Source organism: Yoonia sp. 67-2 (assembly GCF_035117555.1).
In the GTDB taxonomy this organism is placed as follows: Bacteria; Pseudomonadota; Alphaproteobacteria; order Rhodobacterales; family Rhodobacteraceae; genus Yoonia.
In genome coordinates, this window is the sequence record NZ_JAYKPK010000001.1 from 456,505 (window position 1) to 468,543 (window position 12,039).

The following is a 12,039-nucleotide window of genomic DNA, read 5'->3' on the forward strand; positions in this document are numbered from 1 at the left end:
AGGGGTCTGACATGGTTCCGGTGCTGATCCTTGCAGCCGGCGAATCGCGCCGGATGCGGGGATCGGACAAGTTGCTGCAGGAAGTCTACAGCATGCCTTTGCTGCGCAGGCAGGTGCTGATGGCGCAGGCAGTGGGTCAGCCCGTCTTTGTTGCCCTGCCTGCATGCGACCATCCACGCGCCGCAACGATCAGCGATCTGAATGTGACCATTCTGGCTGTGCCGGAAAGCACGCAAGGCATGTCGGCCACGATGCGCGGCGCTGTTGCGCAATTGCCGGACACCAAGGCGTTCATGATCCTTCTCGCCGATCTGGTCGCCATCACCAGCGCCGATCTGCACATGGTTCTGGACGCGCAACACCGGCACCCCGAACACCTGATCTGGCGCGGTGCGACGACAGATGGTAAACCCGGCCATCCGATCATCTTTGACGCGGCCCTGCGCCCGGATTTCGCGACCCTGACGGGTGATCAAGGCGGCGAACCCATCGTCAGGGCGCATCTGGCGGAAACCTGCCTTGTCCCCCTGCCCGATCAAAGCGCAAGGCTGGATCTGGACACGCCAGAAGATTGGGCGGCCTGGCGCAAGACCACGCTTTAAGCCTGCACCAACATGGCCTCTTCTTGCGACAGGGTCTTGCGGGCTGTGCGATAGGCTTTGCGTCCGGTGCTGCAAGCCAGTTCCGGGAACAGTGTCAGCAATTCGGTGCGTTTTGCCGCATCAATCCCATGCAGCGAATCGTCATTGGGCTGAAATGTCTCCGTCCATGTGCCATCGGAAAAGACGATCTCGTGCTGCGCGCACATGAAATGAATATAAGTCACATCCGGAACATGCAGCGGATCAACACCGGGCATATAGGTCATGTGCTTGGCGGCCAGCAGCATCTCTGTCTCGGCAAAGCTGTCGCGCAGGTGGTCTGCCGCGATCAGCATCCGGTGATTGGGTGACACGACCATATCGCGTTCCGGGCAATTCTGGCCCAAAGCGCCTTTGCGGATGCGCACCGGCCGCATATCGGACGTTAGCGGCAGATCCTGCATCGTCATCGTCTTTTGCCCAGCCCAGGTGATGATCTGCAAACCATTGTCACGGGTCAGCACACGGTCGCCGGGCCGCAACGCCTCTGCCGGGATTTCCCCGTCAGGGGTGGCGATCATCGTGCCCGCCGTAAAGCAAGGGATAATCGCCGCGATCTGCGCAAAAGAAAGATCGGTGCCGCAGTGATATCTGACGCGGCTGCTGTCAGGCTGATCGGTGAAATGCGCGATCTGGCGTACATGCGGACCGGTCAGATCAAGCAGATCATGCCGCGAAAATTCATCAAAGGGCGTGAAGTCAGCACAGTCGGACGCGTTACTCTGCGTCGCAAGACCAAGGGGCTGTTCCATAGGGGTATTGTCCCAGCCGGGTGACGCAACAGGCGTCAGGTTACACAAAAACCGGGTGATACAGCCCGGCACACTAACACAAACAACTCAGCATACAGGCGGATATCCGTTATTGGTCCAAATATCGTACCTGAATTGTCTTTACACGCAAACTGGTTCTGATTGCAAGGTTTACTGCGCATGAACCTTAATGGGGTGTGGTCATACGTCGTCTGCCGTATCGTTGATACGGCTGCGACCATGTCATCGGAGAATGGCGGGTATTTTTGAGAATTCTCAACGCCATAAGGCGTTATTGGTGCCGATGGAGGGACTCGAACCCACACGATGTTACCACCGGGGGATTTTGAATCCCCTGCGTCTACCATTCCGCCACATCGGCACTGGGATGCTTCCTAATGCGGCCCGCAGACGGCGTCAATCGCATTTGCATTGCCTTGACGGGGCATCATTGCCGTGGCCTAAGCAGCCCGACGAATAAGGGCTTGGCCATGTTGCGCAGATTATATGACTGGACGATTTCGCTGGCACGCACGCCCTATGCCCTATGGGCATTGGCGGCGGTGGCCTTTATCGAATCGTCCTTCTTTCCGATTCCGCCTGATGTGCTGATGATCCCGATGATCATCGCGCGCCCGACGCGCGCCTTTATCATTGCGGCTGTGGCGACCTGTGCCTCGGTGCTGGGGGGGATGTTCGGCTATTACATCGGCTTTGCGCTTTACGATTCGGTCGGCGTGCAGATCCTGCAGTTTTACGGGAAAGAGGCGTATTTCACCGAATTCGCCGCCACCTATAACAGCTATGGTGCCTGGGCCGTCCTGGTCGCTGGTGTCACCCCCTTCCCTTACAAGGTGATCACTATCGCGTCGGGGGTCACGCAATTGTCGCTGCCGGTGTTTATCCTCGCCTCGATTGCGGCCCGCGCGTTGCGGTTCTTCCTTGTCGCGGCGCTGCTGTGGAAATTCGGTGAACCGATCCGCGATTTCATCGAACGCCGCCTTGGTCTGGTCTTTATCCTGTTCTGCGTCCTGTTACTGGGCGGTTTCGCATTGCTGGGGGTCTTATGACACGCAACTTTCTCATCTTGCTGGCTGGTGCCGGGTCTTTCGCACTTCTGGCCGGGGCTTTCGTGTTTCAGGCCTTGGGCTATCCGCCCTGTGCCATGTGCCTTTGGCAACGCTGGCCGCATGTGGCCGCGATCCTGGTCGCGGCTTTGGCGCTGCGCTTTGGCGGGCGCGCCCTGCCCGCTTTCGGCGCTGTCGCAGCGGCCGCGACCGGCGCTATCGGCGTGTTCCACACCGGGGTTGAGCGGGATTGGTGGGAAGGTCCGACCTCCTGCACCGGCGGCGGCAGCCTGCAAGGCCTGTCCGGCAATGACCTTCTGGCCATTGAGGGCCCGCGCGTCGTGATGTGCGATCAGGTGTCTTGGGAATTTCTCGCGCTGTCGATGGCAAGCTGGAATGCGATCCTGTCGTTTGGTCTGATGGCGATCTGGATCATCGCATTGCTCCGCCCCAAAGGCGCGCGCTAAGGCCTCCGCCGCGTGTTTTGTCATGGTCGCAACGAACAGGGTTTCCCTCCGCGCGTTTCCGGATAATCTGCCGCCATGACACATAAACATTGCATATTGATTGGCGCCCCCGTGGATTGTGGCAAACGCCGCCGGGGCTGTTTGATGGGGCCTGATGCCTATCGCACCGCTGGCATCGCAGAGGCGATCACTGCGCTGGGGCATAGCTGCACCGATTGGGGCAATCTTGCCCCGGCAGAGGTTACGGTGGGCGAACCCCGTAACCCCTTGGTCTATAAGCTGGCCGAAAATGTCGGCTGGACCAAGACCTTGGCCGATGCCGCGCAAAAAGCCGCCCCCGATGGATTCCCCATTTTCATGGGTGGCGATCATGCGCTGGCGGCGGGCACCGTCTCCGGCATGGCCGCCCATGCGCAGAAACTTGGGCGTCCGTTCTTCGCGCTCTGGCTGGATGCGCATAGCGATATCCACACGCCCGACACCAGCGACAGCGGCAATCTGCATGGCACGCCCGTGGGTTACGTGACCGGGCGCGATGGGTTTGACGATTTCCCACCCCTGCCCGTCCGTGTTGATCCCGCCAATATCTGCATGATCGGCTTGCGGTCTGTTGATGTGGCAGAACATGAAATTCTCGCCGATGGCGATGTCGAACTGGTCGATATGCGCCGGATTGATGAGGAAGGGATCAGGATGCCGTTGCAAGGCTTCCTCGACCGCGTTGCTGCTGTTGACGGGATGCTGCACGTGTCGCTGGACGTTGATTTCCTTGATCCGTCCGTCGCCCCTGCCGTTGGCACCACCGTGCCGGGCGGCGCGACCGTGCGCGAAGGGCATCTGGTCATGGAAATGCTGTCTGATTCCGGTCTGGTGACCTCGCTCGATCTAGTGGAACTGAACCCTTACCTCGATGAACGCGGCAAGACCGCCAATCTGATGGTTGATCTGACAGCCTCCCTACTGGGCCGCCGCGTGTTCGACCGGCCCACGCGGAGCATGAAATGAGCCTGAAAGCCTTTCGTCAGCGTCGATAATATGATGCGGCTGGTGCATCATATCGGGATTGAGACCTTCATCGCCGATCTGGCCGCCGCCATCGAAGAAGATTTCGCCAAATGGGACCAGGCGATAAAACGCCACGCGTCGGGTCGCATTCCGATGTCGGGGTGATCGAATTGATGCCGACCTCTGACGGCGTGCTTTACGGTTTCAAATACGTCAACGGCCACCCCAAGAATATGGGCGAAGGGTTGCAGACGGTGACCGCCTTTGGCGTGCTGTCGGATGTCTATTCCGGCTACCCGAAATTATTCACCGAGATGACCCTGCTGACCGCCCTGCGCACGGCAGCGATGACGGCGGTGGCGACGAAACATCTGGCCGCGCCCGGTGCCGATACGATGGCGATGATCGGCAATGGCGCACAGTCAGAGTTTCAATGTCTGGCGGTCAAGGCGGTTTGTGGTGTGAAAACCGTCCGCCTCTACGACATCGATCCTGCCGCAACCGCGAAATGCGCGCGCAATCTGGCGGGGCTTGGGTTGAACGTGGTCTCCTGCACCTCGCCCGAAGAAGCTGTGGAAGGTGCGCAGATCATCACCACCGCGACCGCTGACAAGGATATGCAGACCATCCTGACCGACAATATGGTCGGCAGCGGCGTCCACATTAACGCCATCGGCGGCGATTGCCCCGGCAAGACCGAATTGCACCGCGATATCGTGGCGCGCGCCAGCACCTTTGTCGAATACACGCCACAAACAAGGATCGAAGGCGAAATCCAGCAGATGGCTCCCGACCATCCTGTGACCGAACTCTGGCAAGTCATCACCGGCCAGACCAAGGGCCGCACATCCGCTGATGAAGTGACTTTGTTCGACGGTGTCGGCTTCGCGATCGAGGATTTCAGCGCCCTGCGTTACGTCCATGCACAGATCAAGGACACGCCCTATTACATCGATCTGGACCTTATCGCCGACCCGGACGATCCACGCGATCTGTTCGGCATGCTGAAACGGGCCAAATAGGGCCGGTTTTACCTATGTTTTGCAATGCGGCATTGCACCCCAGATAGGGTGTCTGTTAGAATGCCGTAACAAAATATAGCAGATAGCAGACAGGCGGCCTTTGTGAACGATACTCCTGAAACCCCTGAAAACGATGATGATTTGCCGGTCACCCGGATGGCCCATGCCGGGCCAACCGTCACCATCGAACATGAGCTGAAAACCAGCTATCTGGATTACGCGATGAGCGTGATTGTATCCCGCGCGATCCCCGATCTGCGCGACGGTCTGAAACCTGTGCACCGCCGCATTCTGTATGGGATGTATGAGGCCGGGAATACGCACGATAAATCCTATCGTAAATCCGCCCGCTCCGTTGGCGACGTGATGGGGAAATACCACCCCCACGGTGACAGCGCGATCTATGACGCTTTGGTGCGGATGGCGCAGGATTTCTCCATGTCGCTGCCGCTGCTGGATGGGCAGGGCAATTTCGGGTCCATGGACGGCGACCGCGCCGCCGCGATGCGCTATACCGAAGTGCGGATGGACAAACCCGCCGCCTATATGCTGGCCGACATCGACAAAGATACCGTTGATTTCCAGGACAATTACGATGGCAAAGACCGCGAACCCACCGTCCTGCCCGCGCGTTTTCCCAATATGCTGGTCAATGGCGCGGGCGGTATCGCTGTCGGCATGGCGACGAATATCCCGCCGCATAACCTTGGCGAAGTCATCGACGCGACATTGGCGCTGATCGACAATCCCGATCTGACGTCAGAGGAAATGATCGACTATATCCCCGCCCCCGATTTCCCCACCGGCGGGATCATTCTGGGCCGGTCCGGCGCGCGCAAAGCCTATCTTGAAGGGCGCGGTTCTGTCATCGTGCGTGCCAAGACGGTGATCGAGGAAATCCGCAAAGACCGCTATGCCATTGTGATCAATGAGATTCCCTATCAGGTCAATAAATCCGTGATGATCGACCGCATCGCCGAGGCCGCGCGCGATAAACGCATCGAAGGCATCGCCCATGTGCAGGACGAATCCGACCGCAACGGTGTGCGCGTGGTGGTCGAACTGAAACGCGATGCCACGGCAGAGGTGGTGCTGAACCAACTGTTCCGCTTCACCCCGATGCAAACCTATTTCGGCTGCAACATGCTGGCGCTCAACGGCGGCAAGCCGGAACAACTGACCTTGCGCGCCTTCCTTGTCGCCTTTGTCGATTTCCGCGAAGAGGTCGTTGCGCGCCGTACCGCGTATGAGCTGCGCAAGGCCCGCGAACGCGCCCATATCCTCTGCGGTCTGGCCGTGGCCGTCACGAATATTGATGAAGTCGTGGCCACCATCCGCGCCTCTGCCGATGCCGCCGATGCGCGGCATACTTTGATGACGCGGCCTTGGCCTGCGGCCGCGATACTTGAATATATCAAGCTGATCGATGATCCGACCCATACTGCCAATGAGGACGGCACTTACAACCTGTCAGAGGCACAGGCGCGTGCTATCCTAGAGTTGCGCCTGCAACGCCTGACCCAGATCGGCGTCAAGGAAGTCACCGATGAATTGCAGGAACTGGCTGGCAAGATCCGCGAATACCTCGAAATCCTCGGCTCCCGCGACCGGATCATGCAGATCATCCGCGACGAGTTGACCGAGGTCCGCGATCTGTTCGCCGTCCCCCGCCGCACCCAGATCCTTGATTGGGCCGGTGATATGGATGATGAGGACCTGATCGAGAAGGAAGATATGGTCGTCACCGTCACCTCCGGCGGCTATATCAAACGCACCGCCTTGGCCGATTTCCGCGCGCAACGGCGTGGTGGCAAGGGTCTGTCGTCAATGGGCACCAAGGACGAGGATGTTGTCACCACCCTCTTCGTCGCCAACACCCATACGCAATTGCTGTTCTTCACGACCGATGGCATGGCCTATAAGCTGAAAACATGGCGTCTGCCTTTGGGCAGCCGCACCGCCAAGGGCAAGGCCATCGTCAACATCCTGCCGATTCCGCAGGGCGTGTCGATTGCCGCGATCATGCCGGTGGACCGGCCAGAGGCAGAATGGGACGCGCTGCAGATCGTCTTTGCAACATCTGCAGGCGATGTGCGCCGCAATGCTTTGTCAGACTTCACCAACGTCAAGTCGAACGGCAAGATCGCCATGAAACTGCCTGATGAACATACGCTTTTGGTCAATGCTCGCATCTGTTCACCGGACGATGACGTGATGCTAGTCACAGATTCTGGCCGCGCGATCCGTTTCCCCACCACCGATGTGCGCGTCTTCAAAGGCCGCGACAGCACCGGGGTGCGCGGGATCAGGTTGCAAGGCGATGACAAGGTCGTCTCGATGAGCATCATCCGGCATTTCGAGGCTGAGGCCGAAGAACGTGCCGCTTACCTCAAAATGCGCCGTGCCATGGCCGGTCTGGCCGATGATGCTGAAGTCGAGGATGAAGAAGCAACGCCGGGCCAGATTTCACAGGAACGCTATGCCGAAATGTCCGCCGCCGAAAACCTGATCCTGACGATCAGTGCCAAAGGCTCGGGGAAATTGTCGTCCAGCCACGATTACCCGGTCCGCGGACGCGGCGGCATGGGTGTCACGGCGATGGACAAGGCGATGCGCGGCGGGCCGCTGGTCACATCCTTCCCGGTCGATATGTCGGATCAGATCATGCTGGTGACCTCGACAGGTCAGTCGATCCGCGTTCCGGTGGAAGGGATTTCCTTCCGGTCGCGCAGCGCTGGCGGCGTGAAAGTGTTCAACACAGGCAAAGGCGAAACCGTGGTCTCTGTGGCCTGGATCGCCGATCAAGGAGACGATGAGACCGAGGCAGATACGTAACCGGCACCGGGACAACCCGGGCCACGAGCAAGAGGCAGAAACGATGTACAGGACACTGACTTTTACGACGGCTTTGATGCTGACCGCAGGGTCTGCGGCAGCACAAGGGTTTACCGGGGCGACGCTGGGCATTGATTACAGCAAATCCTTCGACACAGACGATCTGGGCGGCATCACCTATTACGGTCAGGCACAATTCGAGGCCATGGCAGGCGTCAGCTTTGCGCTTGATGTGACGGCCTATGATTTTGCCATCGCCGGATCGGATGCGCAAAACCTGACCGGCCATGCGATCTATGCGCTGGACCCTTATATCTCGCTTGGGGCCTATTTCGGGCGCGATTGGGTCGATGACGACTCTATCGACACTTACGGCGTGCAGGGCGCCTATGATTACGGCTTCGGCACGGCGCAGGCCTATGCCGGGCTGGGCGACGGTGCCTTTGAAGAAGTGTTTATCGTCGGCGCCGCGGCCAATTACGATTTCGCCGGTGGGATCAGCGCGATTGGCGCGGTTGACCGGGTCAGCTTTGACGGCGGCAATGGCCTCGCCTTTGAGGTCGGTGGCGAATATGCGCTGGAAAATGGCCCGGTGTTCAGCGGTGTGCTGGGCCGGGTGGCGCTGGAAGAGAACAATGCCAGCAATGACGAGCTTTATGTCGGCGTGAAAGCGCGGATCGATCTGGGCTTGCAAGGTGGGACGACCTTTGACCGGCGCGGGTTTTTCGAGGCTTTCCGCGCCGCTGGCAATTAAGGGTTTAGGCAGAGGCCCCGGATTTGATCCGGGGCTGCATCGCGCCAAGATGCGGGGCCTTTTCTTTTGGCCTGCGTCAGCCTAAATGCAGGATATGCAAAACACACTCCATATCATCGGTGGCGGCATGGCCGGGTCCGAAGCCGCCTGGCAAGCCGCCAATCTGGGCATCCAGGTCGTCATCCACGAAATGCGGCCCAAGGTCGGCACTTTCGCCCATCGCACCGGCAATCTGGGGGAAATGGTCTGTTCCAATTCCTTCCGGTCCGACGATCATGAACAGAACGCTGTCGGCCTGCTGCATTGGGAAATGCGTCAGGCGGGCGGCTTGATCATGGAAATGGCCGCGCGGCACCGTCTGCCTGCGGGTGGGGCCTTGGCCGTGGACCGCGACCCTTTCGCGGAGAGCGTGACAGCCGCGCTGAAATCACATCCGAATATCACCGTCGATTACGACGAAATCACCACCCTGCCCGATGATGGTCATTGGATCATCGCCACTGGCCCGCTGACATCGGGTGCCTTGGCCGAGGCGATTGCGGCAGAGACCGGGACCGAGGCGCTGGCGTTTTTCGACGCCATTGCCCCCATCGTTTACCATGAGTCGGTGAATATGGACGTCGCATGGATGCAGTCACGCTATGACAAGGGCGAGACGGTGGAGGAACAGACCGCCTATCTGAACTGCCCGATGAATAAGGACCAGTATGAGGCCTTCATCGACGCGCTACTGGCTGCGGAAAAGACGGAATTCAAAGAAGGCGAAACCGCCGGGTATTTCGACGGCTGCCTGCCGATCGAGGTGATGGCTGAACGCGGCCGCGAAACTCTGCGTTTCGGCCCGATGAAACCTGTCGGCCTGACCAATGCCCATGACCCACAGAACAAAGCCTATGCTGTGGTGCAATTGCGGCGTGATAACGCATTGGGAACGCTCTATAATATCGTGGGCTTTCAGACCAAGATGAAATACGGCGCGCAAAAACGCGTCTTCGCCATGATCCCGGGGCTGGAAGATGCCGAATTCGCCCGTCTTGGCGGCATCCACCGCAACACTTTCATCAACTCGCCCACTTTGCTCGACGATCAGATGCGCCTGCGCTCGCGCCCCAATATCCGCTTTGCGGGCCAGATCACTGGCGTTGAAGGCTACGTGGAAAGTGCGGCCATGGGCCTGCTCGCCGGCCGGATGGCTGCGGCGGAATTGCAGGGGCAACCCCTCGCCCCCGTGCCGAACACCACCGCGATGGGCGCGCTCGTCACCCATATCACCGGCGGTGCAGAGGCGAAAACTTTCCAGCCGATGAACGTAAATTTCGGGCTGTTCCCGCCGCTGGACGGGGTCAAAGGTGGCCGTCGCGGGCGCAAGGACCGGTACAAGGCCTATACCGACCGCGCCAAGCTGGACTGGCAGGATTGGCTTGCGCCACAGGCGCTTGCCGCCGAATGATCACGCGGTTTGCCCCGTCGCCGACGGGGCCGCTGCATCTGGGCCATGCCTATTCCGCGATCCTCGCCCATGACATGGCGCGCGCCGCAGACGGTCAGTTTCTGCTGCGGATCGAGGATATCGACCAGACCCGCGCCCGCCCCGAATGGGAGGCGCAGATCTACGAGGATCTGGCATGGCTTGGCCTGACATGGGACGGGCCAGTCTGGCGGCAATCCGAAAGGATGGACAGCTATCACAAGGTCATCGACGATCTATGGCAGCGCGGGCATCTTTATATCTGCAGCTGCACGCGGCGCGATATTCAGGATGCTCTGAACGCGCCACAGGAAGGGGCTGCTATTGGTCCTGATGGGTTGATCTATCCCGGCATTTGCAAGCCGCAGCGCCGCCTCCGGCGGGAGTATTTGCAACAAAGTGAAAGCAAGCCGCCACGCGATGCGGTGCTGCGCTTTGATATCGATACATTAGCGCGTGAGGTTATGTCGTTTAAAAACAATGGCTTGCAGATTGAAGTGACGCGTGATGATTTGCGCCGCGATGTTGGCGATTTCGTCATCGGGCGCAAGGACAGAGGCACCTCTTACCATCTCAGCGTTGTTTTGGATGATGCCGCGCAAGGGATCACCGATGTCCTGCGCGGCGCGGATCTGACCGAGGCGACGCAGATGCATGTCGCCCTGCAACGCCTGCTCGGCCTGCCGACGCCGATCTATCACCACCACAGGCTGATCCGGGATGAGAACGGCAAACGCCTTGCCAAGCGCCACGATGCCAAGGCGATTGCGAAGTTCCGTGATGAGGGGGCGACCCCGTCAGATATCAGACAGATGGTGGGTTTGGCGCCATAGGCTGCATCAACTCGACCTCGGCATCATCGCGCACCGCCCTGTAGAAACACGACCGCCGCCCGGTGTGGCAGGCAGGACCCGTCTGGTTGACCGTCACCAGAATACAATCACGGTCGCAATCCACCCGGAAATCCACCAATTCCTGCACATGGCCGCTGGTGTCGCCCTTGACCCAGAACGACTGGCGCGAGCGCGACCAATAGGTCACCCGGCCCGTCTCTAATGTCCGCGCCACCGATTCCGCATTCATCCAGGCCATCATCAGCACATCACCGGATGCGGCATCCTGCGCGATGGCGGGGATCAGCCCTGCGTCATTATAGGTCAGGGTCGCAGGATCAAAAGACATGGGGTTTCCCTTTGCAAGCCGGAGGCAGGGCACTATCTAAAGGGAACTGCACCTAAGGGCAAATGCGATGTCAGCCGAAACCGATATGATCAAACTCTATTCCGCGCGTATTCTGGCGCTGGCCGCCGATATGCCGCGCACCGCACGCCTAGCGCAGCCCAGTGCGACGGCAAAGAAACGTGCGCCGCTTTGCGGGTCCAATGTCACGGTGGATGTGGTGGTCGATAACGGCGTGATCACGGATTACGGGCAGGATGTGAAAGCCTGCGCCTTGGGACAAGCCGCCGCTGCCGTGATCGGTGGCGCTATCGTCGGGTTGACCGTAGATCAGGTCCAGCAAGGGCGCGATGCGCTTTACGCCATGCTGAAATCGGATGGCCCGGTGCCTGCCGCCCCTTTCGACGGGCTGGCGGTGCTGGAACCTGCGCGCGATTACAAGAACCGCCATGCCTCGATAATGTTGGCTTTCGAGGCGACATTGGACGCGCTGCAAACCGCCAAGGCCCGCGCATAAAAAACCGCCGCGCATCCCGGGCAGGATGGCGGCGGCGAGTTTGGCGGTATCCGATCCAATAACCATCAGGGAGAGGCAAAACCCCGTGACAGCGGGCGGGACAGGTCATTGCAAGGTGGGACAGGCAATGAAACAGACCGGACAACCGCGCTTGACGTCAGATTGACCCGGGCAAGGCCAATCCGGCAAACAACAAAACCATCAAGGCAATCACGCCCAAGGCGTCCCCGATCAGCGTATGCCGCGAACGGATGAGAATGGTTTGAATTTCTTTCGCCATGTTCATGTTCCCTTAATGTTCTTGTGTTAACTTGATCACATAACGAATCGCC

The 12,039-nt window shown here is 59.5% G+C and carries 12 protein-coding genes, 1 tRNA gene and 1 pseudogene; 10 read left to right on the forward strand and 4 right to left on the reverse strand.

Annotated features, from left to right (window positions below; all coding sequences use genetic code 11):
• Positions 1–11: 11 nt before the first annotated feature.
• Positions 12–602, forward strand: coding sequence for a nucleotidyltransferase family protein (locus VOY09_RS02340; RefSeq protein WP_322892493.1), 591 nt, complete (start codon positions 12–14; stop codon positions 600–602).
• Here VOY09_RS02340 and VOY09_RS02345 read toward each other — a convergent pair.
• The gene (locus tag VOY09_RS02345; protein WP_322892492.1) at positions 599–1,393 is read right to left on the reverse strand and encodes a Hint domain-containing protein; all 795 of its coding nucleotides are present in this window, start codon (positions 1,391–1,393) and stop codon (positions 599–601) included. The two genes, VOY09_RS02340 and VOY09_RS02345, sit on opposite strands and share 4 nt — an antisense overlap.
• 296 nt (positions 1,394–1,689) lie before the next feature.
• A tRNA-Leu gene (locus VOY09_RS02350) sits at positions 1,690–1,775 on the reverse strand.
• Positions 1,776–1,884: 109 nt separating this feature from the next.
• Here VOY09_RS02350 and VOY09_RS02355 point away from each other — a divergent pair.
• From VOY09_RS02355 to gluQRS, 8 genes and pseudogenes are all read left to right on the forward strand, one after another.
• On the forward strand, positions 1,885–2,463 hold the full coding sequence (locus tag VOY09_RS02355; RefSeq protein ID WP_322892491.1) for a YqaA family protein: 579 nt from the start codon (positions 1,885–1,887) through the stop codon (positions 2,461–2,463).
• Entirely contained in the window at positions 2,460–2,927 is a 468-nt protein-coding gene (locus tag VOY09_RS02360; protein WP_322892490.1) for a disulfide bond formation protein B, read from the forward strand. The genes VOY09_RS02355 and VOY09_RS02360 overlap by 4 nt, the downstream gene beginning before the upstream one ends.
• 75 nt (positions 2,928–3,002) lie before the next feature.
• Positions 3,003–3,932 carry an arginase gene (rocF, locus tag VOY09_RS02365; RefSeq protein ID WP_322892489.1) on the forward strand — a complete coding sequence of 310 codons (930 nt, stop codon included), beginning with the start codon at positions 3,003–3,005 and terminating at the stop codon, positions 3,930–3,932.
• A gap of 30 nt (positions 3,933–3,962) precedes the next feature.
• Positions 3,963–4,954, forward strand: a pseudogene (locus tag VOY09_RS02370) (ornithine cyclodeaminase).
• A gap of 102 nt (positions 4,955–5,056) precedes the next feature.
• A complete protein-coding gene (gyrA, locus tag VOY09_RS02375) occupies positions 5,057–7,789 on the forward strand; it encodes a DNA gyrase subunit A (protein WP_322892488.1) in 2,733 nt (910 codons plus the stop codon).
• 43 nt (positions 7,790–7,832) lie between these two features.
• The gene (locus tag VOY09_RS02380; RefSeq protein WP_322892487.1) at positions 7,833–8,543 is read left to right on the forward strand and encodes a hypothetical protein; all 711 of its coding nucleotides are present in this window, start codon (positions 7,833–7,835) and stop codon (positions 8,541–8,543) included.
• Between the two features lie 94 nt (positions 8,544–8,637).
• Positions 8,638–9,993, forward strand: coding sequence for a methylenetetrahydrofolate--tRNA-(uracil(54)-C(5))-methyltransferase (FADH(2)-oxidizing) TrmFO (trmFO, locus tag VOY09_RS02385; RefSeq protein ID WP_322892486.1), 1,356 nt, complete (start codon positions 8,638–8,640; stop codon positions 9,991–9,993).
• Positions 9,990–10,844: a tRNA glutamyl-Q(34) synthetase GluQRS gene (gluQRS, locus tag VOY09_RS02390; protein ID WP_322892485.1), complete on the forward strand. Its 855-nt coding sequence runs from the start codon at positions 9,990–9,992 to the stop codon at positions 10,842–10,844. Before trmFO ends, gluQRS begins: the two co-directional genes overlap by 4 nt.
• Here gluQRS and hisI read toward each other — a convergent pair.
• Positions 10,816–11,193, reverse strand: coding sequence for a phosphoribosyl-AMP cyclohydrolase (hisI, locus tag VOY09_RS02395; RefSeq protein WP_322892484.1), 378 nt, complete (start codon positions 11,191–11,193; stop codon positions 10,816–10,818). The genes gluQRS and hisI overlap by 29 nt on opposite strands.
• 67 nt (positions 11,194–11,260) lie before the next feature.
• Between hisI and VOY09_RS02400 the strand changes: the two genes are divergently transcribed.
• Positions 11,261–11,707, forward strand: a complete 447-nt coding sequence (locus VOY09_RS02400; protein WP_322892483.1) for an iron-sulfur cluster assembly scaffold protein — start codon at positions 11,261–11,263, stop codon at positions 11,705–11,707.
• Positions 11,708–11,864: 157 nt separating this feature from the next.
• On the opposite strand, the gene VOY09_RS02405 is transcribed toward VOY09_RS02400, so the two are convergent.
• On the reverse strand, positions 11,865–11,987 hold the full coding sequence (locus tag VOY09_RS02405; RefSeq protein ID WP_322892482.1) for a hypothetical protein: 123 nt from the start codon (positions 11,985–11,987) through the stop codon (positions 11,865–11,867).
• Positions 11,988–12,039: the final 52 nt, after the last annotated feature.